At 70.8% G+C, this 24,066-nt stretch carries 24 protein-coding genes and 1 tRNA gene; 13 read left to right on the forward strand and 12 right to left on the reverse strand.

Annotated features, from left to right (window positions below; translation table 11 throughout):
- Positions 1-45 precede the first annotated feature (45 nt).
- The 5 genes from IR155_RS00970 to IR155_RS00990 all read left to right on the forward strand — a co-directional run bounded on the left by IR155_RS00970 (position 46) and on the right by IR155_RS00990 (position 2,634).
- Positions 46-267 carry a hypothetical protein gene (locus IR155_RS00970; RefSeq protein ID WP_135112235.1) on the forward strand — a complete coding sequence of 74 codons (222 nt, stop codon included), beginning with the start codon at positions 46-48 and terminating at the stop codon, positions 265-267.
- A gap of 46 nt (positions 268-313) precedes the next feature.
- The gene (nadD, locus tag IR155_RS00975) at positions 314-880 is read left to right on the forward strand and encodes a nicotinate-nucleotide adenylyltransferase (protein WP_135112237.1); all 567 of its coding nucleotides are present in this window, start codon (positions 314-316) and stop codon (positions 878-880) included.
- Positions 877-2,100 (forward strand): hypothetical protein, encoded by a 1,224-nt coding sequence (locus IR155_RS00980; RefSeq protein WP_135112239.1) that lies wholly within the window; start codon positions 877-879, stop codon positions 2,098-2,100. Before nadD ends, IR155_RS00980 begins: the two co-directional genes overlap by 4 nt.
- Entirely contained in the window at positions 2,100-2,486 is a 387-nt protein-coding gene (gene rsfS / locus IR155_RS00985) for a ribosome silencing factor (RefSeq protein ID WP_135112241.1), read from the forward strand. The genes IR155_RS00980 and rsfS overlap by 1 nt, the downstream gene beginning before the upstream one ends.
- A gap of 72 nt (positions 2,487-2,558) precedes the next feature.
- Positions 2,559-2,634, forward strand: a tRNA-Ala gene (locus IR155_RS00990).
- A 66-nt stretch (positions 2,635-2,700) separates the two neighbouring features.
- On the opposite strand, the gene IR155_RS00995 is transcribed toward IR155_RS00990, so the two are convergent.
- Together IR155_RS00995 and IR155_RS01000 are read right to left on the reverse strand one after the other, a co-directional pair.
- Entirely contained in the window at positions 2,701-2,979 is a 279-nt protein-coding gene (locus tag IR155_RS00995) for a hypothetical protein (RefSeq protein ID WP_228066455.1), read from the reverse strand.
- A 63-nt stretch (positions 2,980-3,042) separates the two neighbouring features.
- A complete protein-coding gene (locus IR155_RS01000) occupies positions 3,043-3,408 on the reverse strand; it encodes a DUF2200 domain-containing protein (protein WP_135112243.1) in 366 nt (121 codons plus the stop codon).
- Positions 3,409-3,504: 96 nt separating this feature from the next.
- Between IR155_RS01000 and IR155_RS01005 the strand changes: the two genes are divergently transcribed.
- The gene (locus IR155_RS01005; protein WP_228066456.1) at positions 3,505-5,148 is read left to right on the forward strand and encodes an NAD-dependent epimerase/dehydratase family protein; all 1,644 of its coding nucleotides are present in this window, start codon (positions 3,505-3,507) and stop codon (positions 5,146-5,148) included.
- A gap of 7 nt (positions 5,149-5,155) precedes the next feature.
- Here the strand turns inward: IR155_RS01005 and IR155_RS01010 are convergent, their stop codons facing one another.
- Entirely contained in the window at positions 5,156-5,671 is a 516-nt protein-coding gene (locus IR155_RS01010) for a pyridoxamine 5'-phosphate oxidase family protein (protein ID WP_135112245.1), read from the reverse strand.
- Positions 5,672-5,839: 168 nt separating this feature from the next.
- On the opposite strand from IR155_RS01010, the gene IR155_RS01015 reads away from it, so the two are divergent.
- The 4 genes from IR155_RS01015 (at position 5,840) to fdhD (ending at position 11,386) form a co-directional block, all read left to right on the forward strand.
- Positions 5,840-7,219 (forward strand): MFS transporter, encoded by a 1,380-nt coding sequence (locus tag IR155_RS01015; protein WP_135112247.1) that lies wholly within the window; start codon positions 5,840-5,842, stop codon positions 7,217-7,219.
- 27 nt (positions 7,220-7,246) lie between these two features.
- Entirely contained in the window at positions 7,247-8,158 is a 912-nt protein-coding gene (locus IR155_RS01020; protein ID WP_135112249.1) for an AIM24 family protein, read from the forward strand.
- Positions 8,159-8,224: 66 nt separating this feature from the next.
- Positions 8,225-10,528 carry an FdhF/YdeP family oxidoreductase gene (locus tag IR155_RS01025; RefSeq protein WP_135112251.1) on the forward strand — a complete coding sequence of 768 codons (2,304 nt, stop codon included), beginning with the start codon at positions 8,225-8,227 and terminating at the stop codon, positions 10,526-10,528.
- Positions 10,529-10,537: 9 nt separating this feature from the next.
- Positions 10,538-11,386 carry a formate dehydrogenase accessory sulfurtransferase FdhD gene (gene fdhD, locus IR155_RS01030; protein ID WP_135112253.1) on the forward strand — a complete coding sequence of 283 codons (849 nt, stop codon included), beginning with the start codon at positions 10,538-10,540 and terminating at the stop codon, positions 11,384-11,386.
- Between the two features lie 6 nt (positions 11,387-11,392).
- Here fdhD and IR155_RS01035 read toward each other — a convergent pair whose 3' ends face one another.
- The 3 genes from IR155_RS01035 to IR155_RS01045 all read right to left on the reverse strand — a co-directional run bounded on the left by IR155_RS01035 (position 11,393) and on the right by IR155_RS01045 (position 14,266).
- Positions 11,393-12,469 (reverse strand): aromatic acid exporter family protein, encoded by a 1,077-nt coding sequence (locus IR155_RS01035; RefSeq protein ID WP_167760678.1) that lies wholly within the window; start codon positions 12,467-12,469, stop codon positions 11,393-11,395.
- Positions 12,470-12,480: 11 nt separating this feature from the next.
- Positions 12,481-13,317, reverse strand: coding sequence for a hypothetical protein (locus tag IR155_RS01040; protein WP_135112257.1), 837 nt, complete (start codon positions 13,315-13,317; stop codon positions 12,481-12,483).
- Positions 13,318-13,405: 88 nt separating this feature from the next.
- On the reverse strand, positions 13,406-14,266 hold the full coding sequence (locus tag IR155_RS01045) for a transposase (protein WP_135112259.1): 861 nt from the start codon (positions 14,264-14,266) through the stop codon (positions 13,406-13,408).
- Between the two features lie 98 nt (positions 14,267-14,364).
- Here IR155_RS01045 and IR155_RS01050 point away from each other — a divergent pair, with 98 nt between their 5' ends.
- Positions 14,365-16,032 (forward strand): ABC transporter ATP-binding protein, encoded by a 1,668-nt coding sequence (locus IR155_RS01050; protein ID WP_135112261.1) that lies wholly within the window; start codon positions 14,365-14,367, stop codon positions 16,030-16,032.
- A 61-nt stretch (positions 16,033-16,093) separates the two neighbouring features.
- On the opposite strand, the gene IR155_RS01055 is transcribed toward IR155_RS01050, so the two are convergent.
- The 3 genes from IR155_RS01055 to IR155_RS01065 form a co-directional block, all read right to left on the reverse strand.
- The gene (locus tag IR155_RS01055; protein ID WP_135112262.1) at positions 16,094-17,047 is read right to left on the reverse strand and encodes an ABC transporter permease; all 954 of its coding nucleotides are present in this window, start codon (positions 17,045-17,047) and stop codon (positions 16,094-16,096) included.
- Positions 17,044-18,045, reverse strand: a complete 1,002-nt coding sequence (locus IR155_RS01060; protein ID WP_135112264.1) for an ABC transporter permease — start codon at positions 18,043-18,045, stop codon at positions 17,044-17,046. The genes IR155_RS01055 and IR155_RS01060 overlap by 4 nt, the downstream gene beginning before the upstream one ends.
- Positions 18,046-18,143: 98 nt before the next feature.
- Positions 18,144-19,811, reverse strand: coding sequence for an ABC transporter substrate-binding protein (locus IR155_RS01065; protein ID WP_135112266.1), 1,668 nt, complete (start codon positions 19,809-19,811; stop codon positions 18,144-18,146).
- Between the two features lie 209 nt (positions 19,812-20,020).
- Between IR155_RS01065 and IR155_RS01070 the strand changes: the two genes are divergently transcribed.
- Positions 20,021-20,425, forward strand: coding sequence for a ribosomal maturation YjgA family protein (locus IR155_RS01070; protein WP_135112325.1), 405 nt, complete (start codon positions 20,021-20,023; stop codon positions 20,423-20,425).
- Here the strand turns inward: IR155_RS01070 and IR155_RS01075 are convergent.
- The 3 genes from IR155_RS01075 to IR155_RS01085 are packed head-to-tail and all read right to left on the reverse strand — an operon-like array spanning position 20,371 to position 23,348.
- On the reverse strand, positions 20,371-21,303 hold the full coding sequence (locus tag IR155_RS01075; RefSeq protein ID WP_135112268.1) for a 3-methyladenine DNA glycosylase: 933 nt from the start codon (positions 21,301-21,303) through the stop codon (positions 20,371-20,373). The two genes, IR155_RS01070 and IR155_RS01075, sit on opposite strands and share 55 nt — an antisense overlap.
- 1 nt (position 21,304) lies before the next feature.
- The gene (locus tag IR155_RS01080) at positions 21,305-22,594 is read right to left on the reverse strand and encodes a M18 family aminopeptidase (RefSeq protein WP_135112270.1); all 1,290 of its coding nucleotides are present in this window, start codon (positions 22,592-22,594) and stop codon (positions 21,305-21,307) included.
- A gap of 37 nt (positions 22,595-22,631) precedes the next feature.
- The gene (locus tag IR155_RS01085; RefSeq protein ID WP_135112272.1) at positions 22,632-23,348 is read right to left on the reverse strand and encodes an SOS response-associated peptidase; all 717 of its coding nucleotides are present in this window, start codon (positions 23,346-23,348) and stop codon (positions 22,632-22,634) included.
- A 182-nt stretch (positions 23,349-23,530) separates the two neighbouring features.
- Between IR155_RS01085 and IR155_RS01090 the strand changes: the two genes are divergently transcribed.
- Positions 23,531-24,031: a GNAT family N-acetyltransferase gene (locus IR155_RS01090; protein ID WP_167760679.1), complete on the forward strand. Its 501-nt coding sequence runs from the start codon at positions 23,531-23,533 to the stop codon at positions 24,029-24,031.
- The last annotated feature ends 35 nt before the right edge of the window (positions 24,032-24,066 follow it).

The following is a 24,066-nucleotide window of genomic DNA, read 5'->3' on the forward strand; positions in this document are numbered from 1 at the left end:
CGGCACGTTCTCATCACCCGTGCCAGAACCTTGAACGGAGCACGAATGCACCTCGCCGCAGCGCTTGTCGCCGCCGCCGCCGAGACGGAACACCACGGCAACCCGATGCTGGCGACCTTGCCGGCCTTTGTGATCGCGGCTGTCGTCTTCACGCTGCTCGCGATCGTCACGGCGTCGTACCGCAACGTCGCCAACCGTCACGCCGACCCGGCAGAGGTGCACGCATCCGCCGGCCACTCCGAGCACGAGACGGGCCACGGCCACTAGGTCGTCCCAGGTGACGGTGCAGCCGAGGCCTCCGCGTATCGGGGTGATGGGTGGGACGTTCGATCCCATCCATCATGGTCACCTCGTGGCCGCGAGCGAGGTGGCGCAGTCGTTCGACCTGGACGAGGTCGTCTTCGTACCGACCGGCAAGCCGTGGCAGAAGCAGGACGTCTCGCCCGCCGAGCAGCGGTACGAGATGACGGTCATCGCCACCGCCTCGAACCCTCGCTTCACCGTGAGCCGGGTCGACGTCAATCGCGAGGGGCTCACTTACACGGTCGACACGCTCCGCGACCTGAAGGCGCAGCGGCCGGACGCCGAGCTGTTCTTCATCAGCGGCGCCGACGCCGTGGCGCAGATTCTCAGCTGGAGAGACCACGATGAACTGTGGGATCTCGCGCACTTCGTGGCCGTGTCCCGGCCGGGCCACGTGCTCGACCTCGCGGGACTGCCGACCACGGAAGTGAGCCAGCTCGAGATCCCCGCGCTGGCGATCTCATCGACGGACTGCCGTGACCGCGTGAGTCGCGGCTTCCCGGTCTGGTACCTCGTGCCTGACGGGGTCGTGCAGTACATCGCGAAGCATCATCTGTATCGGAGCGAGTCGAAATGAGCACACCGCACGAGCCGTCGCAGCCGCTGACGCGCCGGCAGCTGCGCGAGCTGAAACTGACCGGCCAGACGCCTGTGATCACGCCCGAGATCCAGGCCGCAAGCAACGCCCGGGGAGTCGAGGAGGCTCCCGCCGAAGCAGCGCCCGAGGTCGTCGAAGCGGAGACGCCCGAGCCCGCGGCACCCGTTGAGGATGTCGCGGAGCCCGTCGCGCCCGAGGCCGCTCCCGCGGAGGAGCCCGCTCCCGCCGAAGAGGCAGCGGCGCTGGAGGCGGCCGCCGAGGAGTCCTCGGCCCCCGCGTGGCCCATCGGCGGCGGTCGACCCCTCACGCGCCGCGAGGTGCGCGAGCAGGAGCGGCTGCGCACAAACCAGATGGCAGTGATCCCTCCCGCCGACGAGGATGCACCGCTCGCCTTCGAGCCGCATGTCGCCGCCATCGAGACGAAGATCGTCGGCGAGAACGAGACGTCCGTTGTCTACGAGGTCGTCGAGGTGCCGTTCGAGCAGCCCGCGGCCGAGCAGGACGACGACGCCCAGCCCTCCGAGCAGACGGAGCCCGCAGGCGCCGAGGTGCCGGTGGCCGAGCTGGTGTACGAGGACGCCGCCCCCGAGCAGGAGACGGAGCAGCCCCGGCCCGAGGACGAGTTCGCGGACGCGGCCGTGCAGACGGTGTTCGTCGCCGAGGACGCACCGGCCGACGGTGTCGAGGAGGAGCGCCCCACTGTCGCGCCGGCGTTCGGCTCCACCGTGCTACGGGCACCGGCTCCCGCCACGCCCACCGCGGCGAGCTTCGAGGAGATCCTGACCCAGTCGTCCGACTCGAGCGGCACGGCCACGGCGGGCAGCACGCTGATCCTCGCAACAGACCCCGGGGCGATCCCGCTGTCCGCGCCGATCGACGCGACGGGGGAGATCCTCGTCACCAGCACTCACGCGCTTCCCGACGGGTTCGGGTCGCGCGGGCACGCCGCCGGCACCACCGACGGCAAGGAAGTGGATGTCGTGCTGATCGACGGTGAGCTGCCGCTCGCGTCGTCGCCGACCCCGATCTCCGCGAGCGACGCGGTGAGCACTTCGAAGAGCCCAGCGGAGGTGATCCGCCCGCCGGCACCGGAGAAGTCGCACCGCCTGACCCTGATCCTCGGCATCGCGGCGGGTGTGCTGGGCATCGCTCTCATCGGCGTGGTGGTCGCCGCATTCACAACAGGAGTTCTTGGCTGATGGCCTCTGCCGATTCATTGCGCATGCTCGAGATCGCCGCCGCGGCGGCCGATTCGAAGGGCGGCGAGGACCTCGTCGCCCTCGACGTCTCCGAGCCGCTGCCACTCGTCGACGTCTTCCTCCTCGTGACGGGACGCAGCGAGCGCAACGTCGCGGCGATCGCCGACGAGATCGAAGACAAGCTCAACGAGGCGGGCTACAAGCGGCTGCGCCGCGAGGGCCGCGCGGAGTCGCGCTGGGTCCTGCTCGACTTCGGCGATCTCGTGGTGCACGCCTTCCATCAGGAGGAGCGGGCGTTCTACGCGCTCGAGCGCCTGTGGAAGGACTGCCCGGTGCTGCCCGTCACGGTCGCGGCCCCCGAAGCCTCGACGCGCCCGGCCGAGTGACCGGATTTCACCTCCGCGTACTCCTGTTGTAAGCTTATGGAGTTGTCCGGGGCTTCTACCCGGACAGCACCTGGGTCTGTGGCGCAGCTGGTAGCGCACCTGCATGGCATGCAGGGGGTCAGGGGTTCGAGTCCCCTCAGATCCACCAACGACACGAAGAAACCCCCGGTCTCCCCGGGGGTTTTCTCGTTCCCGGCGTGTGCGACACAACGACCTAGAAGTCGAAGATGCCGCCGTACGGGTGGGCCTCGTCGCCGTCGTCGCGCGGGTCGTACTGCACGGTCTCGACCGAGAAGACGACCTGTGCAGCGGGAGTGATCAGCACGCTGACGGAGCGATTGCCGACGACGGTGAAGTCGATGAATCTTCCGCCGGCCTGTACGGCCTCCTCGACCCGCTCCTTGAGCGCGGTGAGCTGCTGTCCCTGGGCGAGAAGGTGTGCTGTGCCATTGATGGACACCTCGACGCGCTGCATCAGCTGGATGTCGGTCATGACTGCAACCATAAGACGAGCGACGCAATGGCGAACGGGGCTTGCATTCCGCCCGCGAAGGGGTCACACGGCGCGGAGCACCTTCTCCATCGCCTTGCCCCGGGCAAGCTCGTCCACGAGCTTGTCGAGGTAGCGGATCCTCTGCATCAGCGGGTCGTCGATCTCCTCGACCCGCATTCCGCAGATGACGCCGGTGATCTGCGACGCCAGCGGATTGATCTCGGCCCGCGTGAAGAAGTCGCGGAACGTGGTTCCCGCCTCGAGGTGGGCCTCGAGTTCGCCCTGATCGAAGCCGGTGAGCCATTCGATGACCTCGTCGAGCTCGGCCTTCGTGCGCCCCTTCCGCTCCACCTTCTGGACGTACAGCGGGTAGACGGCGGAGACGGCCGTCTTGAACAGACGCTCCTGGTTCTGCTCTCGCGAGGCCATGCCGCGAGTTTGCGCCGCCGTACGGCCAGATCGACGTCACCGCAACCCCATGGTCAGGGGCCGCAGCGCGGGCGAGGATCCTCCAAGGAGGAAGCCATGCCGGAAGCATCGAACACCCCCCTGAAAGTCGCCATCGTCGGAGCCAGCGGCCACGTCGGCACCGCGTTGCTGCGCGCGCTTCGCGACGAGCCGGGCGTCGGAGAGATCATCGGGATCGCCCGACGCTCGCCCGACGTCGCTGCTGCGCCGTATGACGCGGCGCGCTGGGACCTCATCGACATCGCGACGCCGTTGCTCGGGGACGAGAGCGAGGAGTTGATCATCGCGCGCCTGGCGGCCGCGTTCACGGGCGTCGACACGGTCGTCCACCTCGCGTGGCTGATCCAGCCGAACCGAGACCGCGAGCTGCTGCGGCGCGCGAACGTCGACGGCACGCGGCGCGTCGTGGAGGCCTGTGTGCGCGCCGGGGTCGCCCACCTGGTCTGCGCGTCGTCGGTGGGCGCCTACACGGGCGTGCGGGATGACGACCTGCGCGACGAGTCGTGGCCGACGCAGGGCATCCCGAGTGCGCACTACGCCTCGGACAAGGCGGCGCAGGAGCGTGTGCTCGACGAAGGGGAGCGGCGCGGGCTCGCCGATGCGCGGCTGCGCCCGGCGCTCGTGTTCGACGCGGATGCCGGAGCCGAGGTCGTGCGGCTCTTCGTGGGGGCGCTCGTTCCGCCGGCGCTGCTGCGGCCGGGAGCGCTTCCGCTCCTCACCTTGCCCGCGGGAATCCGGATGCAGGTCGTGCACGGCGCGGACCTCGCCGACGCCTACCGTCGGGTCATCGTGCAGCGGGCGATCGGTGCGTACAACATCGCCACCGATCCCGTGCTGCGCGCTCGCGACCTCGCGGATGTGCTCAGTCACGGCAGGCACATCGAGGTGCCGGCGCGGATGCTGCGCCCCATGCTGCACGCGGCGTGGCGGGCACACGCCGTCGCGGCGGACCCCGGCTGGCTCGACATGGCGATGACGGCCCCGCTCATGGACACGTCGCGGGCCCAGCGCGAGCTCGGCTGGAGCCCGCGCCGCGGCGCGAGAGAGGCCCTCAGCGAGCTGCTCACCGCGATGGCGGACGGCCGCGGCACCGCGAGCCCGCCGATGCGGCCCCGCAAGGAGTGGCCGCAGGATCAGCAGCCGCCCGCGGCCAGCACGCCGGACGGGATGGTGCAGCCGCCGGCCGCGTCGGCGCACCGCGTGCCCGCAGACCTCGAGCGCGACATCCTCGGTCTCTACCTGTCCGATCACCTGACGGGTGCCACGGCGGGTGTTGCGCGACTCGAGCGGATGGCGAAGGCATACGCCGACACCGACATGGGGGCCGACCTCGCCCGCATCGCGCGCGAGACCCGCGACGAGCGCAGGTTCCTCCGTGATCTGCTCGCCACGCTCGAGTTCCGACGCCGCCCCTACCGTCAGGCGGCGGCCTGGGCCGCGGAGCGGGCCGGCCGGCTGAAGACGAACGGCCGCCCGCTCGGCTCGCCGATGACCCCCGTGCTGGAGATCGAGCTGATGCGCAGCGCCATCATGGGAAAGCTCGGAGGGTGGGAGACCCTCGCCGAGCTGGCTCCGGAACTCGGATTGCCGCGCGAGCAGTTCCAGCGGCTCGCGGCCCGGGCCCGCGAGCAGGCCGACACGCTGACCCGCCTGCACGCGCACATCGTGCCGGAGGCGTTCCGCGCGGGGCGCGTCGACTGACGCGACCTCAGCGCTGCCAGGGCGGCGGGAAGTGCGGGATGGGTTTCGGTTTTCCAGGAGCGTCGGTGGGCGGAGCCCCTCGCCCCGGAGGCGTAGGCTCGCCGGGCGTCGAGCGCTTCGCGAAGCGGCGCCCGGTCACGCTGTCGGGCGTGATGCGGAGCACATGCGGCTTCCGGGCGGGCTCGTGGCTCACGAGCCGGGCCGCGCCCGATGCGAGGATCTCGGAGTCGACCTCGGTGCGGGCTGCCACGCCGCGCACGACGACGCTCCAGTGGAATCCGTCCTCCTCGCCGTCCACCTCGATCGCGACCGCCGGATTCGCGATCATGCTGCGAAGCTTCGGACCGGCCCCCGAGCGCAGATAGATCCGCCCCTGGTGGGCGATGAAGTTCACGGGGTAGACGTCCGGGCCTCCGTCACCGTGGGTGACGGCGAGGCGGCCGATGTCGGCGATCTCGAGGAGCCGCCAGCATTCCCCGGTGGGGAGTTCCTCGACCTCGCGGTCGTCCTGAGCGCTGCTCATATCCCTCGCCTTCGTCGTGTGTCGTCCCTCCGTCCAGTCAAGACGACGTGCTCCGCGGAGGGAAGGGGGTCACGGGCCGGATGTGGTCGGACGGCGTGTCGCGTGAGGGCGCCGTCGGGCCCCGGCGCCCTCGATCCGGGGTAGCGTGCAGACGTGCCGGATGAGCGGATGACTGCGACCGATCGTCGAGTGCTCACGGTCGCGATCCTCGCGTCTTTTGTGGCCTTCCTCGACTCGAGCATCGTGAACGTCGCGCTGCCGGCGATCCGGGCCGATCTGGGCGGGGGCCTCGCGGGTCAGCAGTGGGTGGTCAACGCCTACCTGGTCACTCTCGGGGCGCTGATCCTGGTGGCGGGCTCGCTGAGCGATCTCTATGGGCGCAAAGTGGTGCTGCGGGTCGGGCTGATCGGCTTCCTCGTGACGTCGGTGGCCATCGCGGCTGCCCCGGGAATCGAGTTCGCCGTCATCGCCCGGGCCGTGCAGGGGATCGCGGGCGCGCTGCTGGTGCCGAGTTCGCTCGCGCTCATCACGACCCACTTCGGCGAGGCGATGCGCGGCAGGGCGATCGGGGCGTGGACCGCCGCGACGAGCGCCGCCATGCTCGTCGCTCCGCTGATCGGCGGCCTCTTCATCGACCTCGCATCCTGGCGCTGGGCGTTCCTGATCAACGTGCTCCCGATCGGCATCACGCTGTGGCTGCTGGCGGGGCTGGGCACACCGGATGTGCGGAAGCCCGGCGCACGCGTCGACCTCCTCGCGTCGACGCTGTGCGCCCTCGGGCTCGGCGGCGTCGTGTTCGCGTTGATCGAGGGTCCGCGTCTCGGCTGGGCGGATCCGATCGTGATCGCGGCGCTCCTCGTCGGGGCGGCCCTGTTCGCGGGGTTCGTGCTGCGCGAGCGGCGCTCGTCCGAGCCGGTGCTGCCGCTGGCGCTGTTCCGGCTCCGCAACTTCTGGGCCGGCAACCTGGCGACCACGTTCGTCTACGCGGCGCTCGCCCTGAACGGCTTCGCCGTCGTGGTCTTCCTGCAGGAGACCGCGGGATTCAGCGCCACGCTCGCGGGGCTCGCCTCGCTGCCGATCACGGTCATCATGATCCTCGGATCGTCCCGCGTGGGCAGATGGGCGGACCGCCGGGGCCCCCGGCTGTTCATGGCGACCGGACCCGCCATCATGGCGATCGGATCGATCCTGCTGTTGACGGCGCGGGATCCGCTCGACTACTGGCTGCAGATGCTGCCGGGGATCATCCTGCTGGGCGTCGGCCTCACGGTGACGGTCAGTCCGCTCACGAGCGCCGTTCTCGGCGCGGTCGACACGGGCCGCGAGGGCATCGCCTCGGCCGTGAACAACGCCGTCGCCAGGGTGGCGGGCCTTCTCGTGGTCGCGATGATCGCGGTCATCGCCGGGGGAGACCTCGACCTCGACGGATTCCACCGCACGGCCGTCGCCACCGCGGTGCTGTTCGCCGCGGGAGCTCTCGCCTCCTGGGCGGGCATCCGCAACCCGCGGCGCGAGGCGACCTCGCACGGGTCCCAGCGCACTGAGTAGTGTTCCCGTGAGAGGGAGGGACCGCACATGGATGCAGGCTGGTTTCCGGATCCGACGGGGCGCGCCGAACTGCGCTGGTGGGACGGCACGACGTGGACGGAGCACGTCTCGACCGGAGGCGTGGTCTCGAGTGCGCCGCTGACCCCCGCGCAGGAGGAGCCGCACGCCGTCGGCGGCGGGTCGCAGGCGCAGGAGGAGGCCCCGCCGGCGGCCTTCGCTCCGCAGGCGGCGCAGTCCAGTGCAGCGGGGCAGGGCATCGGCCGCGGCGACGCCGGCATCACGGGCGACCTCATCTCCGGGTCGCACGCCGAGGTGTCGGGCCTCGGCCCCACCAAGCAGAACCTGAAGATGCTGCGCGTCGGCCTGGGCGAGGCGTTCCTCGCCCGCCAGGGCGCGATGGTGGCCTACCAGGGCGAGGTCGACTTCGCGTACCAGGGCGGCGGCGTGGGTCGCTTCCTCAAGTCGCAGGTGACCGGTGAAGGGCTCTCGCTGATGCGGGTCTCGGGCCGGGGTGACGTCTTCCTCGCCAACGAGGAGGCCGAGGTGCACATCCTTCACCTCGAGGACTCCGGCATCTCGATCAACGGCCGCAACGTGCTGGCGTTCTCGGAGAGCCTGCAGTGGAACATCGAGCGGGTGCAGGGCGCGGGGATCATGACCGGCGGCCTGTTCAACACGACGCTGCGGGGAACCGGATGGGTCGCCGTCACGACGGCCGGGCCGCCCGTTGTGCTCAACGCCGCCGAGGCCCCGACGTACGCCGACACCAACGCCGTCGTCGCTTGGTCGGCGTCCCTGCAGACGACGCTGAAGACGTCGTTCAAGGCCGGCGCGCTGATCGGCCGCGGATCGGGGGAGGCCGTGCAGGTCGCGTTCGCGGGCTACGGCTTCGTGATCGTGCAGCCGTCCGAGGGCGTCACCGTCACGCCGTCCTCCTAGTACGCGGCGTGCTGGACCCCACTGGCCTCCGCCCGGCGTAGCCTGGCACGAGACGAAGGAGGGACGATGGCGACGAAGCCCCCCACCGAGGACATCGACGAGTCCAAGCTGCGCATCGGCGAACGCGAACGGTCGGCGGTCGGCGTGCCGGCCGTGATGCACGCGCTGAAGATCTCGATCGAGCAGATGGGCGTTCTGCGCAGCGCGCAGACCCTGCTCCGGGTGAATCAGAAGAGCGGCTTCGACTGCCCGGGATGCGCCTGGCCGGAGGAGGACCACCGCCACGCCGCGGAGTTCTGCGAGAACGGCGCGAAGGCGGTGGCCGAGGAGGCCACCGTGCGACGGGTCGGCCCCGACTTCTTCGCCCGGCACAGCATCGCCGAGCTGCGCGAGCACGACGACTACTGGCTCGGTCAGCAGGGGCGCCTCACCACGCCGATGCTGCTCGAGGAGGGCGGCACCCATTACCGCCCCATCGGCTGGGACGCGGCGCTCGAGGAGATCGCCGGGGCGCTGCGCGGGCTCGACGACCCGGATCAGGCGGTCTTCTACACCTCGGGGCGCACGTCGAACGAGGCCGCGTTCCTGTACCAGCTGCTGGTGCGCGGACTGGGCACGAACAACCTGCCCGACTGCTCGAACATGTGCCACGAATCGAGCGGCTCGGCACTCAACCAGACGATCGGCATCGGTAAGGGCACCGTCTCGATCACCGACATCCACGAGGCCGACCTGCTGATCGTCGCCGGCCAGAACCCCGGCACGAATCATCCGCGGATGCTGAGCGCGCTCGAGAAGGCGAAGGAGAAGGGCGCGACGATCATCGCGGTGAACCCGTTGCCGGAGGCGGGCCTGTTCAACTTCAAGAACCCGCAGACGCCGAAGGGAGTGCTGCTGGGCGGCACGAAGCTCGCCGATGACTTCGTGCAGATCCGCCTCGGCGGCGACCAGGCGCTCTTCCAGGCGATCGGCAAGCACCTGCTGGAGCGGGAAGCCCAAGAGGGCGGCGTGCTCGATCACGACTTCATCGACGGCCACACGGCCGGCTTCGCCGAGTACGCCGCGCATGTCGCCGCGCTGCCGTGGGAGCCGCTCGAGGAGGCGACAGGGCTGACGGCGGATCGGCTGCGCGAGATCGCCGAGATCGTGCGTCGGTCGGAGGCGACGATCGTGTGCTGGGCGATGGGACTGACCCAGCACAAGCACTCGGTGCCGACCCTGCGCGAGATCGTGAACGTCCTTCTTCTGCAGGGCAACATCGGGCGCCCCGGCGCGGGGGTGTGCCCCGTGCGCGGGCATTCGAACGTGCAGGGCGACCGCACCGTCGGCATCTACGAGAAGCCCGCCGAGGCGTTCCTCGCGGCACTCGACCGCGAGTTCGGGTTCACCGCGCCGCGCAAGCACGGCTATGACACCGTCGAGGCGATCCGCGCGATGCGCGATGGCCGGGTGCGCGTGTTCATGGGGATGGGCGGCAACTTCGTCAGCGCCACCCCCGACACCCGGGTCGTCGAGCAGGGAATGAGCAATGTGGGGCTCACGGTGCAGGTCTCCACGAAGCTCAACCGCTCGCACGTCGTCCACGGCCGCCGGGCGATCATCCTGCCGACGCTCGGACGCACCGACCGCGACCGCCGGGGTGGCGTCGAGCAGCGTGTCACCGTGGAGGACTCGATGGGCGCCGTCCACGGCTCACGCGGCCGGCTCGCCCCGCCGGCGGAAGACCTGCTCAGCGAGGTGGCGATCCTGACCCGGCTGTGTGAGCTCGTCTTCGCCGACCGCCCGGGCGCCCCCCGCGCCGACTGGCGCGGCCTCGAGAGCGACTACTCCGCCATCCGCGGCCACATCTCGCGCGTGATCCCGGGGTTCGAGGACTACGACGCCCGGATCGACAAGGGACGCACGTTCTTCCTGCCGAATGGGCCGCGCGACGAGCGGCGGTTCGCCACCGCGAACGGGAAGGCGAACTTCACAGCCAACCCGCTGGAGTACCCCGTCATCCCGGAGGGCCGTCTGCTGCTGCAGACCCTCCGCTCGCACGACCAGTACAACACCACGATCTACGGCAAGGACGACCGCTACCGGGGGATCCACGACGGCCGCCGGGTCGTGCTGATCAACCCGGCCGACATCCGGGAGCTCGGGTTCGCGGAGGGCGACGTGGTCGATCTCGTGTCCGAATGGAACGGTCCGGCGGGGTTCGAGGAGCGGCGCGCGGAGGAGTTCCGTCTCGTCCCGTACGACACGCCGCGCCGGAACGCCGCCGCGTACTATCCCGAGACGAACGTCCTGGTGCCGCTCGACTCGACGGCGGATGTGAGTGGCACGCCGACGTCGAAGGCCGTGGTCGTGCGGCTCGAGAGGCGATAGGAGGACGGCATGGGACGCATCACACAGCGACGTCCCGTCGTGCGGATCGCGCTGCACGGCGCGACGACTCGCCGGGCGGACACGCTGGCGGTCGAGGAGCCGCTCGAGATCCGCGTTGTGGGGGAGCCGCTCGCCGTGACGATGCGCACCCCGGGGCACGACGTCGAGCTCGCCGCGGGATTCCTCGTGTCCGAGGGGGTCGTGCGTACCGGATCCGACTTCCGCTCCGCCATCCACTGCGGCGGTCCCGGGACCGGCGGCATGGAGAACACGTACAACGTGCTGGATGTGGCCCTCGCGCCGGGCGTGGAGCCGCCGAGCACCGACCTCGCGCGCAACTTCTACACGACGAGCTCGTGCGGGATGTGCGGGAAGGCGAGCATCGATGCGGTGAAGGCCGTGTCGGCCTACGACGTCGCCGAGGATGACGTGCGCGTCACGGCCGAGACGCTCGCGGGGCTGCCGGATGCGCTGCGCGCCCACCAGGACGTGTTCGACAAGACCGGCGGCCTGCACGCGGCGGGACTGTTCGACGCCGAGACGGGTGAACTGGTCGTGCTGCGCGAGGACGTCGGCCGGCACAACGCGGTCGACAAGGTCGTCGGATGGGCAGTTCTGAACGACCGCCTGCCGCTTCGCGGTCACGTGCTGATGGTGTCGGGCCGGGCGAGCTTCGAGCTCGCGCAGAAGGCGGTCATGGCCGGCATCCCCGTGCTCTCGGCCGTATCCGCGCCGTCCTCGCTCGCGGTCGAGCTGGCGGTCGAGCAGGGCCTGACCCTGGTGGGGTTCCTGCGCGGCGAGACGATGAACGTCTACGCCGGCGTCGAGCGTGTCGTGGCTCCCGTGGCCGTCGGCTGAGCGGACTCAGACGAGCGGACGCGACGCATCGACGATGCGACGCAGGCACACGGCGGCGGTGATCTCCTCGGCCACGCCCGACGGCACGGCCACGCGCTCCGCGCCGCCCGCGGCGTCGTCGATCGCGGAGGTGTAGCGCTCGAGCGCCCGCTCGGCGGCGGTCAGCTGTTCGGCACCCGCGTCGCTGCGCGGCGCCTGCGCCACCAGATCGGCGACGCGATGTATGGCCTCGGCGAGCAGGTCCTGCGCGGGCTCCGGCCCGGCCGGACGGTCGTGCGCCCGCTCGAGGGCGTCCGCGAGCTCGCGGATGGAGAACGTCGTCCTCTCGAGCGCCTCCAGGCGCTGCCGGTTCAGCTCGCGGTCCTGGCCTCGCCCGCGCGCGCGAGGGTTCGCGCGGCTGCTCTCATCCGCGTCCTCGACGGCGGCGGCGACCTGCGTCTCCGTCTCACGCAGCTCGCGGACGATCCTGTGCAGGTGCTCCTTCTCGAGCTGATCCGCCTCCACCGCATCCGCCATGTCGTGCAGGTGGGCGGCGGCCGCGTCGCGCAGCGACGACAGTCGCGCGGACGCCTGCTGGAGGTACAGCGGCGGGAAGAGGAGATTGGCGACGAGCCCGACGATCACGCCGAAGGCCATCGTGACGAGGTAGGAGATCGAGAAGTCGTCCGGCGTCGGCCCTCCCAGAAGCAGGACGAAGAGCCCCGCCATGGCGATCCAGTCCCGGCCGGCGTCGAGCTGCTCGATGCCGCCGAGCCACACGCCGACGCCGACGACGAGGGCGAGGGCGATGATGCCGGGCGCGCCGAGCCAGGTGAGCGCGATGCCGCCGATGCCCAGCGCGATGCCGAGCGCGAGGCCGAGGAGCGCCTGCGCCCCGGATCGCGCCGAGCGGGCGAGCGTCGGATACATGCTCACCAGCACCCCGAGTGGGGCGTAGTAGGAGTACTCCGCCTCGGCGAACGGGACGAGCGGGGCCAGATACCAGGCGATCGCCGCCGCGACGGCCGTGCGGAGGGCGAGGACGACGCGGGAGAGCTCGAGCAGCCCGCGCAGGCGGGGGAGAGGTAGCCGCATCGCCGTCATGACGCCCGAGTCTAGACGGCCAGCTCCGCGCGCCAGCGTGTGAGGTACGAGGCGGTGATGTCGTCCTCCGCGTGACCCTCGGCGAAGGTCGGGATCTCCCGCAGCACCGTGAACGCGGTCTCCGGCTGGTCGCCCGAGGGGCGCACGTCCAGGTGCGTCGCGTCGTAGCCGGCGTCGTGCAGCCAGGCGGCCATGTCGTAGTCGCCGTGGGAGTCGCCGGCAGTGAACCACCGGCGGGGGACCTCCATCCGCTCGCCCACGAGGCGCACGGCGCGCTCGGCCCCGAGGGCCTTGCCCGCGGTTCGGTGCTCGAGGTCGATCGAGATCACCGTGGGCACCGTGTAGAAGCGATCCGCGAGGCCGAGGGATGCGATCGCGGCGTCGAGCTCGGCCGTGACCTGCGCGCGGCGCCCGAGGAAGTCGGCGTTCTCGACGTCGAGGTTCTGCTCGAGCGACACCATCGTGCGCTTGGTGGCGTCCCAGAACATCAGGTCGCGGTGCTGCTCGACGATCGCGCGGCAGGCGGCGACGAGATCCGCCGGGACGGCGATGGTCTCGTCCACCTGCACCGCTCCGATCCGGCCGTTCGTCACGGTGAACCAGGAGGCCCCCTTCTCGCCGATTCCCCACACGGGGGCGTCGGCGGCGAGGCCGGCGCGGACGAGCTCGGGGATGACCTGCTCGGCGAGGAAGGCGTCGGAGCGCCCCGTGTTGAACACGACCGGGCACCCGGAGTTCGCGATGGCGACGAGGTCATCGGCGATCGACGGGATCCGGATGGACCGGGTGACCGTGCTCGCGAGCGGACCGTCGACGTCGAGGAGCAGGCCGTAGGGGGCGGAGGTCATGAGACCATCTTCGCCGATCTGCGGCGGCGGTGCGGCGGCGGCCGCTCGATGTCGGTGGGATCCGGCGCCGTTCGACTGAGCCGTTCGGTCAGGGCTCGAGCGCGGAGCGGGCGCGCTCCAGTGCCGCGCCCGTGGTGGCCTGGGCCGCTTCGGCCTCCTGCTCGCGGGCGGTCGCCTGCTCGGTCGCGGTCTCGGCGTCGCGCAGATCGTCGTCGAGCCGGCGAAGCTCAGCGCGCAGCTGCTCTCGGCGGCTGGTGAGCTCGTCCTGGCGCTGCCGCGCGTCTGCAGCCGTGCGGCGCGCGGCAGCCAGGTCGCGCTCGGCGCGCTGGTGCGCGGCCTCCGCGTCGCGGATCGCGCGCTCGGCCTCCCGGCGCGCGCGCCGAGCGGCGAGCTCGTCCGGCGCCGCCTTCGCCCGCTGCGGGGCGACGGAGCCGTCGGGCGCGGGCCCCGCCACCGCGTCGGCCAGGTCGACGGGATCGAAGCCCACCGCCTCGAGCGACCGGATCAGCCGCCCCGACGTGACCGCCTCGGCCGCGCCCGCGTCGGCCATGGCCGCCTGGAGGGTCTGCGACACCTCGTCGAGCACCGACGACGGGGCGTTGACGTCCTGGCGGGCGGCCAGGTCGGCGCCCTCGCGCGCGAGCGCGGCCGTCAGCGCACGGCGGTCCTTCGTGAGCTGCGCCAGCGTGGCTGCATCCAGATCCTCCTGGGCCTCGCGCAGCTCGGCGCCGAGCTCGAGCACCTGGGTGAGCCGCTCCGCGCGGTGCCGCACGAGCTGCCCGATGATCCACGCCGGCGCGGACGGGCGTCGCAGCTCGGCGATCCGCTTCGCGAGCGCCGGATCCTCGCCCTTCACCGCCTTCGCGCGGGCATTGCGCTCGGCGGTGAACCGCGCGGGCGGCAGGTCGTGCAGCTCCCACGCGACGTCGATCAGCGGGTCGGAGGCCATGCGTCGATCCTGCCGCACTCACGGTGCCGCTGTTACAGGCTCGTTACTGCCGGGGATGGCGATACCCGGATGCGGCCTGTCGAGGGCAGGATGGGGGGATGAGGCATCCAGAGACGCTCCCGCCGCTGCTCGAGATCTCGGGTCTGAAGGTCGACTTCTCGACCCAGGACGGACCGGTCACCGCGGTGCACGAGGCGAGCCTGACGCTCGGGGCCGGGGAGACGCTCGCCATCGTCGGCGAGTCGGGATCCGGCAAGTCGACGACCGCGATGTCGATCATCGGTCTCTTGCCGGGCAACGGGCGCGTGTCGGCGGGCAGCATCCGCTTCGACGGGCAGGAACTCGTCGGGGCCGACGAGGCAGCGCTGCGCGAGGTGCGCGGCCGGCACATCGGACTCGTGCCGCAGGACCCGATGTCGAACTTGAACCCGGTGTCGAAGATCGGCACGCAGGTCGCCGAGACGCTGCTCGCGCACGGGCTCGCCAACCGGCGGAACGTCGACGCCAAGGTCGTCGAGACGCTCGCGGCCGCGGGGCTTCCCGACGCCGCCCGCCGGGCGAAGCAGTACCCCCACGAGTTCTCCGGGGGCATGCGCCAGCGCGCGCTGATCGCGATCGGTCTCGCCTGTCGCCCCCGCCTGCTGATCGCCGACGAGCCCACCAGCGCCCTCGACGTGACCGTCCAGCGCACGATCCTCGACCAGCTCGACTCGATGACGCGCGAGCTCGGCACGGCCGTGCTGATGATCACGCACGACCTCGGCCTCGCCGCCGAGCGGGCCAAGCACGTCGTCGTCATGCACCGTGGTCGTGTGGTCGAGCAGGGCCCGGCCCGCCAGATCCTCGAGGACCCGCAGCACCCCTACACCCAGTCGCTGGTGAAGGCCGCGCCGTCGGTCGCGATCGCGCGCCTGCGCCCCGAGGACTTCCGCGCCACGACGAGCGAGCGTCTGGCTCCGGTCGCGTCGGCGCCCGCGCCCGACCATATCGTCGAGTTCGAGGGCGTCACCAAGGAGTACCGCATCCGCGGGCAGCGCGAGCCGTTCCTCGCGGTGGACGATGTATCTCTCGCGATCCCGCGGGGCACGACGGTCTCGGTCGTCGGCGAGTCGGGATCGGGCAAGACCACCACCGCGCGGATGCTGCTCAAGGCGATCGAGCCGACGTCGGGCACGGTCCGTTTCGAAGGGAAGGACATCTTCTCCCTGAGCCGCGCCGAGCAGCGCGACTTCCGGCAGAAGGTGCAGCCGGTCTTCCAGGACCCGTACTCGTCGCTCAATCCGATGTTCACGATCGAGCGCATCATCGAGGAGCCGCTCGCGTTCTACGGGCGCGGATCGCGGATCGAGCGTCAGAAGCGGGTGCGCGAGCTGCTCGACCAGGTCGCCCTTCCATCCGAAATGGCCCGCCGTTACCCGTCGGAGCTCTCGGGAGGTCAGCGCCAGCGCGTCGCCATCGCCCGCGCACTCGCCCTCTCGCCCGACGTGGTCGTGTGCGACGAGCCGGTCTCGGCGCTCGACGTGCTCGTGCAGGACCAGATCCTGCGGCTGCTCGGCGATCTGCAGCGCGAGTACGGGCTCAGCTACCTGTTCATCTCACACGACCTCGCCGTCGTCCGGCTGATCAGCGACTACGTGTGCGTGATGAAGAACGGCAAGCTCGTCGAGGCGGCGACCAGCGAGGAGATCTTCACGAATCCGCGCGACCCGTACACGCGCAATCTGCTCGCGTCGATCCCGGGAAACGAGCTCGAGATCGCGAGCTGAGTCGCACGCAGAAGAGGCCGGTCACCCTTCCACGGGGGACCGGCCTCTTCTCGTTGTGGGATCAGCGTGCGCGCGTCCGCGGGTCCATCGCACCGCGCAGCGCCTCGCCGAGCAGCGTGAAACCCAGCGCGGTGATCATGATGCAGATGCCCGGCAGGAACGCCAGGTGCGGGGCGATCGAGAGCTCCGCCTGCGCGTACGTGAGCATGCGCCCCCACTCTGCCGTCTCGGGGCGCCCGCCGCCGAGGCCGAGGAACGACAGCGCGGCAGCGTCGATCACGGCGGTGGCGAGCGTCAGGGTTCCCTGCACGATGACCGGGCCGACCGAGTTGGGAAGCACGTGCGTCAGGGTGATCCGCCCGCGCCCGAGGCCCAGCGTGCCGGCGGCGAGGACGTAGTCGGTCTCGCGCTGCTGCAGCATCGACGAGCGCAGCAGTCGCGCGAAGATCGGGATCTGCGCCACGCCGATCGCGATCATCACGGCGAGCTGGGTGCGTCCCAGCACCGCGGCGATCGAGACCGCCAGCAGCAGGTTCGGCACCGACAGCAGGATGTCGACGACGCGCATCACGACGTTGTCGACCCAGCCGCCGAACGCCCCCGCGAGCGCCCCGAGCACCATTCCGCCGATCAGTCCGAACAGGGTGGAGACGACGCCGATCACGAGGGACGCCTGCGCGCCCCAGATCAGCTTCGAGAGCACATCCCCGCCGAACCGGTCGATCCCGAGCGGGAACTCCGGCAGCGTGCCGATCCCGGGCAGCGCCGTCGGGCGGATGTGCTCGCGTCCGGGCGAGCTGAGGTCGCCGTACGGTGCCAGCAGCGGTGCAGCGGCGGCCACGAGGATGAACAGCAGCACGATGGCGGCGCCGATCCAGGCCGTCGGGTTTCGGCGCAGGCGACGGAACACGTCGTGCCAGAAGCCGCCCGTGCGTCGCGCCTCGAGTGCGGCGTGGTCGACGGCGGTGGCGTCGCCGCCGAGGCCGCCGGTGGGGGGAATGACCGGAGCGCTCACTGAACCCTCACTCTCGGATCGATCAGGCTGTAGGAGATGTCGACGAGCAGGTTGATCGCGGCGTAGGCGATGGCGATGAACAGGACGAAGCCCTGCAGCACCGGGAAGTCGCGCTGGAAGATCGCCGTCGCGAGGAACTCGCCGATCCCGTGGAAGGCGAACACCGTCTCGGTCAGGACGGCGCCGGCGATGAGCAGGCCCGCCTGCAGGCCGATGGTGGTGACCACCGGCAGCATCGCGTTGCGCAGCACGAACCGGTCACGGATCTGCTGTGGGGGAAGCCCCTTCGCGCGGCCCGTGCGGACGTAGTCGGCGTTCATCACCTCGAGGACGGATGCACGCGTGATCCGGACGATGATCGCGAGCGGGATCGTCGACAGCGCCATCGCGGGAAGGATCAGGTGGAGGATCGCGTTCCACGCGGCATCCAGCTCGCCGGTCATGAGACCGTCGAGCACGTAGAAGCCGGTGATGTGGGTCGCGTCGATGTTGTCCTGCCTGCCGTCCGACGGCAGCCATCCGAGCTGTACGGCGAAGACGTACTTCAGGATGTACGCGAGGAAGAAGACCGGGATGGTGATGCCGACGAGACTGGCGGCCACCGAGACATGGTCGGCAGCCTTGCCGTAGTGCTTGGCGGCCCAGTACCCGATGGGGATGCCGATCGCGACGGCGATCAGCAGCGCCGCGATCGACAGCTCGACGGTTGCGGGGAAGCGGTTCGCGAACTCCTCGAGCACGGGGCGGCGCGAGCTGATGGACGCTCCGAAGTCGCCCTGGATGAGGCGGCCGAGCCAGGTGAAGTACTGCACGACGATCGGGCGGTCGAAGCCGTATGCCGCGTTGATGCGCTCGATCGCCTCGGGTGTCGCGCGTTCGCCGAGCAGGGCCGCGGCGGGCCCTCCGGGAAGCGCGCGCACCCAGGCGAACAGCAGGATTGTCAGGCCGAACAGGGTGGGGATGACGAGCAAGATCCTCTTGCCGATGGTGCGTAGCACGGTGCTCCTGCGGGATGTGGGGCGGCGAGCGACTGCCGCGGGGCCGGAGAGCCGACCCCGCGGCAGTCGTCTGTCGAACGTGTCCTACTCGCCGAGCGTCACTCGCTGAGCTCGATCATGTTGAACACCTCGTCGTTCACCGGGCTCGCCGGGTACGACGTGACGCGCGGGGCGAACGCGAGCGACGGTGCCGGGTGAGCGAGCGGGATGCCGGGGATGAACTCGGCGACCATCTCGTTGATCTCCTGGTACGTCGCCGTCGCCTCCTCCGGGCTCGGGATCTGGCGCGCCTCCTCGAGGGCCGTGAACAGCTCGGGGTTGTCGAAGCCCCACTCCATCGACTGGCGGCCGAAGAAGACGCCGAGGAAGTTGTCGGTGTCGTTGTAATCGCCCGTCCACCCGAGCAGGTGGATGCCGTGGTTCTCGCTGCCCTGGATCAGGTCGAGGTAGTCGACCCACTCGTTCTCGACCGGCTCGACCGTGATGCCGACCTCCTCCAGCTGCGCGGCGAGGGCCGCGAAGATCTGGTCGGGGTTCGGCATGTAGGGGCGCGACACGTTCACGGGGTAGTTGAACGTGAGCGTGAGGTCCTCATGGCCGGCCTCCGCCAGCAGCTGCTTCGCCTTCTCGGGGTCGTACTCGTACGTCGTGACCGAATCGTTCCAGCCGTTGACGACCGGCGGAATGAACTGCGTCGCGACCTCGGTTCCCTCGGGCAGCACCTGCTGGACGAGCGCGTCCTTGTCGATCGCGTACGAGAGCGCCTGGCGCACCAGCGGATCCTGCAGCTCCGGCGTCGCGTGGTTGAAGCCGAGGTAGAGGATCGTGAACGGGTCACGCTGGGTGATCGTGAAGCCCTTCTCCTCCAGCGCGGCGGTGTCGGCGGGGGCGACGAGGTCGTAGCCGTCGATCGAGCCCGACTCGAGCGCCTGACGGCGGGCCGTCGGGTCGTCGATCACGCGGAAGACGACCTCCTGGACCTGACCCTGCTCGCCCCAGTAGTCCTCGTTCGCCGTGAGGACGACCTGGTCGCCGGGCGACCACGAGTCGAACGTGAACGGACCGGTGCCCACAGGGTGCCCCTCGGCGTACTCGCTGTAGACGGGCGCGTCCTCGGTGCCGCCGACCTCGTCGGCGCCGAACTCCTCGAGCGCGGTGGGGCTCTGCATCGAGAAGGCGGGCAGCGACAGTGCGGCGATGAAGCCCGACCACGGGCGCGTCAGGTTGACCGTCGCGCTGAGCTCGTCGTCGGCGCTGCAGGACTCGTAGAGCGGGTTGTCCGACGAGTCCGGGCTGCCGAACAGGCTGTTGTAGTAGTACGAGAGGCTCTCGGTCGCCGCGACGCCGGTCCAGTTGTACCAGCGGTCGAAGTTCGCGCACACCGCCTCGGCGTTGAAGTCGGTGCCGTCGTGGAACTTCACGCCCTCCTTCAGCGTGAAGGTGAACGAGGTGCCCTCGTCGTTCTGCGTCCACTCTTCGGCGAGCAGCGGGGCGGGGTCGGCCGTGCCCGGCTCGACGCCGACGAGGCCCTCGAAGATCTGGCGGGCGATGCGGAAGGTCTCGCCGTCGCTGGCGAACGCCGGATCCAGACCGGCGGGGTCGGACGAGGAGGCGAACGTGAAGGTCGAGTCGACCGCGGCATCGTCGCCGCCGTCACCGCCGCCGTCCTCGCCGCGCTGGCTCTGCGCGCAGGCACTGAGGGCGAGGGTCGCGATGGCGATCCCCGCGACTGCGATCAGGCCGCGTCGTCGTGCGTGATGGGACATGCGCTGTGCACCTTTCTCGGAATGCAGATCGCGTCGGCTCACAGCCGACGCATATCCGCCAACCTACTTCTCCGTCGCGTACCCGACCATTACATCGACGTCTCGATCGTGTTTCGCGACCGTTCACCTGGCTGTGGCCGGCGGGACTTGCGGCGCTGACGGGCATTCGGCCGCGGATCACACGCCTCGTCTAGAGTCGCGCCGTGGGTATGGCGACAGAACCGGGCAGTTCTGCCCGCGTGCGGTCGGCGCCGAGGCGTGTCGCGGTTGCCGTCGCGGGAGCGCTGGTCGTGGCCGCGGGGCTCGCCGTCCACGCGTTCGCGCCCGACGGCTTCGCCTCGGACGCGGCCGGCGACGCGCTGTACGCGGCGCTGATCTACCTGCTCGGGGTGTTCATCCTGCCGCGCGCGGCGTCCTGGATCGTCGCGGCCGCAGCCTTCGGCTGGTGCGCGGCTGTCGAGCTGTTCCAGCTCACGGGGCTGCCCGAGGTATGGGGCGCGGCCTTCACGCCGCTGATGCTCGTCTTCGGCACGGTGTTCGCCCCTCAGGACCTGCTGCTCTACGCCGCCGGCGTCGCCGGGGCGTGGGCGATCGAAGCGCTCGTGCGGCGCTGATCGTCCGGCCGCCACGCGTCGAGGATCCGCCGGCGCAGGTCGTTTCCCCGCTCCGCGAACGCCCGCTGCCGACGCACGTACTCGGCCTTCCCCTCCGGCGTCTCGATCCGCGCCGGTGTGACGCCCCAGTCGGCGAGGTCATACGGCGCGGCCTCCATGTCCAGCAGCCGGATGTCCCTCGCCAGCTCGAATGCGTCGAGCAGCAGCTCGCCGGGAACGAGTGGGCCGAGTTTGACGGCCCACTTGTAGACGTCCATCCCCGCATGAAGGCAGCCCGGCTGGTCGAGCTCGGGCTGCGTCTCACGCGTCGGCGCCTGCTGGTTGCGCGGCACGGCGTCGGGTGTGAAGAAGCGGAACGCGTCGTAGTGGGTGCACTTGAGCTCGTGCGTGTCGACGACCGCGTCCGTCGCATCCTGGCCGAGGCGCAGGGGAACCGGATGCCGGTGCTCATGCTGCCGGTAGACCATCGCCCACTCGTGAAGCCCGAAGCAGTCGAACCGCCCCGCGCGTTCCGCGGGCCGGCGGAGCATGATCTCGATCAGCCGCGCCAGCGACGCCTTGTCGCGGCCGAATCCGTGGCGGTCGACGGTGAGGGATCCCGGCTCCGTGCCCTGCACGTACCAACGCCAGCCGGCACGCTCGTCGTCCGCGGCGCCCGCGAGTTCGACGTCGGGGCCGGGATGCCAGCGGCGAAGCGTCGCGGGCTTGTACGAGTAGTAGGTGAAGAGGAAGTCCCACACGGGGTGCTTCTCGCCGCGGGCCGACCGGGCGCGGTGCGCCGCGGTCAGCTCGTCGGCCCTCTGCTGGTGCGCCTCCGCGCGCGCACGCCACTCATCGCGCGCGAGGCGCGTGACGGCGGGCGCGGCGGTCGGCGTCATGTCACCGTTCGAGGACGGCGCGCATCGCGCGCGACAGGTACCACGGGTCGACGACCGCGGTCAGCTCCCTGGCGGAGTGCATCGACAGGATCGGCACGCCGACGTCGACGGTGCGGATGCCCAGGCGGGTCGCGGTGATGGGGCCGATCGTCGAGCCGCACGGCACGGCGTTGTTCGACACGAACTCCTGCATCGGCACGCCGGCCGCCTCGCATGCCGCGTTCCACGCGGCCGCGCCGTGCGCGTCGGTCGCGTAGCGCTGGCTGGCGTTGATCTTCAGGATCGGCCCGCCGCCCGCGACGGGGTGGTTCGCCGGGTCGTGCCGGTCGGGGTAGTTCGGGTGCACCGCGTGACCGACGTCACTGGAGACGTGAAGCGACGCGGCGAACGCCTGCGCGCGCTCGTCGGCGCCGGCGCCGAGCGCCGCCGAGATCCGCAGCAGCACATCCTCGAGGAACGGGCCGGCCGCGCCGGAGCGCGAGGCGCTGCCGATCTCCTCGTGGTCGAACGCGGCGTACATCGTGATCGCCTCGCGCGGTTCGGTCTGCAGCTGGGCCACCAGCGCCGCGTGCGCCGACAGCAGGTTGTCGAGCCGGCCCGATGCGAACAGCTCCTGGGCGTGGCCGAAGGTGCGCGGCTCCTGCGTGTCGGCGACCACGATGTCGTAGCCACCGATCTGCGAGGCCTCGACGCCCGCACGTGCCGCCAGGGCGTGCAGGATGTCGGCGCTCTCGGCGTCGCCGAGGCCCCACACGGGCTGCGTGTGACGCTGCTTGTCGAGCTCGAGGCCGTTGTTGACGCCGCGGTCGAGGTGGATCGCGAGCTGCGGGATGCGCAGCAGCGACCCCGTGCGGACGAGGTGCTCGTCGCCCTCGAGCGTGACGAGACGACCGGCGAGCTCGAGCTCGCGGTCGAGCCACGAGTTCAGGAGCGGGCCGCCGTAGACCTCCACGCCGAGCTGCCACCATCCGCCGGGCCCGTGCGTGGTCGGCTTCGGCTTGAGCTTGAAACCGGGGGAGTCGGTGTGCGCCCCGATGATGGTGAAGGGCGTGGTCGCGGCGGCGGCCTCCGGCAGCGCGAACACCACGGCCGAGCCGTCGCGCACCACGACGTAGCGCCCGCCGGGCACGATGTCCCACGCGTCGACCTCGTCGATCCGCGTGTACCCGGCCTCCTCGGCGCGGCGGGCGATCTCCGCGGCCGCGTGGTACGAGGACGGGGAGGCCGTCACGAAGGCCGCGAGGTCCTCGATGTGGGCGCGGGCTTCGGCGGGAACGCGATCGGCAGTCATGGGTTCGATTATCGCGCGGGCGCCTGGGCGTCTCGGCTCAGGCGGCGTCGAGCGGCTCAATCAGCGCGGGGGAGTTGTTCCGCACGTTGCCGACGTCCTTCGCCACAGGGTGGAACGTCAGCGTCTCCGCGACGTAGGGCGCGGCGTCGACCGCGGCGTCCAGCACATCGCGCGGGTAGTCGATCGTCGGATCGAGCCAGGCATCGGCGTGGTCGACGTCGAGGAAGACGGGCATGCGGCCGTGGATGGAGCCGAGCTCGCCGATCGCCTCGCGGGTGAGGATCGTGAAGCTCAGCACCCAGCGGGCCGGGTCGTCGTCGCCCTTCGACGGGTCCTTCCACCACTCGTACAGGCCGGCGAACAGCAGCGGCGATCCGTCGGCGGGGTGGATGAAGTGCGGCACCTTGCCGTCCGCCTGCTGCTGCCACTCGTAGTAGCCCGAGGAGGGGATGATCGCGCGCCGCTTCTGCAGCGCGTTCTGGAACATCCGCTTCTCTTCCAGTTCCTCGGAGCGCGCGTTGAACGCGCGGGCGCCGATCGAGAGGTCCTTCGCCCAGGACGGGACGAGTCCCCAGCGCGCGACCTCGAGCCGGCGGGTCGGCGGCTCGGTCTTCGCCGAATCGAGCACGATCGCGACCCGATCGGTCGGGGCGACGTTGTACGAGGGCGGTGGCAGCTCATCCGCCTGCAGATCCACCCGCAGCTCGCCCACGAGCTCGTTCCCGACCTTCGCCACGACGAATCGACCGCACATGCCGCCAGGCTATGCCGTGCCGCCGACATCCGTCTGGCCCCGGGCCGAGGGGCGAGCGTGTGGGCTGCGCCGCTTGCCAGTGGCCCGAAACGACACAAGAAGACCGCAGCGACGCACCGGATCGCCGATCCCGTCCGTCGTTTCGGCTGCGGTGAGTCGTTTCGGGTCGCTACCGTCGTGCCATGACCCCAGCAGTCGTGGTGCGGGCCGCCCGGCCAGAGGACGCGCGGGCTATGGCGCGCGTGCACGCGCTGGCCTGGCAGGAGACATACCGCGGGCTGATGCGCGACGAGGTGCTCGACGCCCCCGACGCGGTCGAGCGTCGCGAGCGGATGTGGACGAACGTGCTGACGAGGATCGGCGGATCGGGCCAGCGCGCGGCCGTCGCGGACCGCGATGGAGCGGTCGTAGGGATCGCGCTGGCGGGCCCGCCGGAGGGCGACGATGCGCCCCAGGCGCGCCAGCTCTACCTGATCTACCTCCTCGCCGCCGAGCACGGCTCGGGCGTGGGCGGTCCGCTCCTCGAGGCGGTCTTGGCGCCGACGGAGGGCGCCTTCCTGTGGGTTGCGGACCCAAACCCGCGGGCGCAGGCCTTCTACCGGAGGCACGGCTTCACACCTGACGGCCGGTCAGAGGTCGACGACGGAGTCCGTGAGATCCGGATGATCCGTGCGGCCTCATAGGCTCGCCGGCGCACGCCGACCACCGATATCGCGGG

This window comes from Microbacterium paludicola (genome assembly GCF_015235415.1).
In the GTDB taxonomy this organism is placed as follows: Bacteria; Actinomycetota; Actinomycetes; order Actinomycetales; family Microbacteriaceae; genus Microbacterium; species Microbacterium paludicola.

Bases quoted from the DNA above. Each gene is read 5' to 3' on its own strand.
- rsfS (WP_135112241.1), top strand. From the start codon at position 2,100: ATGGCCTCTGCCGATTCATTGCGCATGCTCGAGATCGCCGCCGCGGCG.
- IR155_RS01005 (WP_228066456.1), top strand. From the start codon at position 3,505: ATGCCGGAAGCATCGAACACCCCCCTGAAAGTCGCCATCGTCGGAGCC.
- IR155_RS01040 (WP_135112257.1), bottom strand. From the start codon at position 13,317: ATGACCTCCGCCCCCTACGGCCTGCTCCTCGACGTCGACGGTCCGCTC.
- IR155_RS00970 (WP_135112235.1), top strand. From the start codon at position 46: ATGCACCTCGCCGCAGCGCTTGTCGCCGCCGCCGCCGAGACGGAACAC.
- IR155_RS01035 (WP_167760678.1), bottom strand. From the start codon at position 12,469: ATGACGGCGATGCGGCTACCTCTCCCCCGCCTGCGCGGGCTGCTCGAG.
- IR155_RS01070 (WP_135112325.1), top strand. From the start codon at position 20,021: ATGGCGACAGAACCGGGCAGTTCTGCCCGCGTGCGGTCGGCGCCGAGG.
- IR155_RS01020 (WP_135112249.1), top strand. From the start codon at position 7,247: ATGGATGCAGGCTGGTTTCCGGATCCGACGGGGCGCGCCGAACTGCGC.
- IR155_RS01045 (WP_135112259.1), bottom strand. From the start codon at position 14,266: ATGGCCTCCGACCCGCTGATCGACGTCGCGTGGGAGCTGCACGACCTG.
- IR155_RS01065 (WP_135112266.1), bottom strand. From the start codon at position 19,811: ATGTCCCATCACGCACGACGACGCGGCCTGATCGCAGTCGCGGGGATC.
- IR155_RS01075 (WP_135112268.1), bottom strand. From the start codon at position 21,303: ATGACGCCGACCGCCGCGCCCGCCGTCACGCGCCTCGCGCGCGATGAG.
- IR155_RS01080 (WP_135112270.1), bottom strand. From the start codon at position 22,594: ATGACTGCCGATCGCGTTCCCGCCGAAGCCCGCGCCCACATCGAGGAC.
- IR155_RS00995 (WP_228066455.1), bottom strand. From the start codon at position 2,979: ATGACCGACATCCAGCTGATGCAGCGCGTCGAGGTGTCCATCAATGGC.
- nadD (WP_135112237.1), top strand. From the start codon at position 314: ATGGGTGGGACGTTCGATCCCATCCATCATGGTCACCTCGTGGCCGCG.
- IR155_RS00980 (WP_135112239.1), top strand. From the start codon at position 877: ATGAGCACACCGCACGAGCCGTCGCAGCCGCTGACGCGCCGGCAGCTG.
- IR155_RS01050 (WP_135112261.1), top strand. From the start codon at position 14,365: ATGAGGCATCCAGAGACGCTCCCGCCGCTGCTCGAGATCTCGGGTCTG.
- IR155_RS01000 (WP_135112243.1), bottom strand. From the start codon at position 3,408: ATGGCCTCGCGAGAGCAGAACCAGGAGCGTCTGTTCAAGACGGCCGTC.
- IR155_RS01090 (WP_167760679.1), top strand. From the start codon at position 23,531: ATGACCCCAGCAGTCGTGGTGCGGGCCGCCCGGCCAGAGGACGCGCGG.
- fdhD (WP_135112253.1), top strand. From the start codon at position 10,538: ATGGGACGCATCACACAGCGACGTCCCGTCGTGCGGATCGCGCTGCAC.
- IR155_RS01085 (WP_135112272.1), bottom strand. From the start codon at position 23,348: ATGTGCGGTCGATTCGTCGTGGCGAAGGTCGGGAACGAGCTCGTGGGC.
- IR155_RS01025 (WP_135112251.1), top strand. From the start codon at position 8,225: ATGGCGACGAAGCCCCCCACCGAGGACATCGACGAGTCCAAGCTGCGC.
- IR155_RS01015 (WP_135112247.1), top strand. From the start codon at position 5,840: ATGACTGCGACCGATCGTCGAGTGCTCACGGTCGCGATCCTCGCGTCT.
- IR155_RS01010 (WP_135112245.1), bottom strand. From the start codon at position 5,671: ATGAGCAGCGCTCAGGACGACCGCGAGGTCGAGGAACTCCCCACCGGG.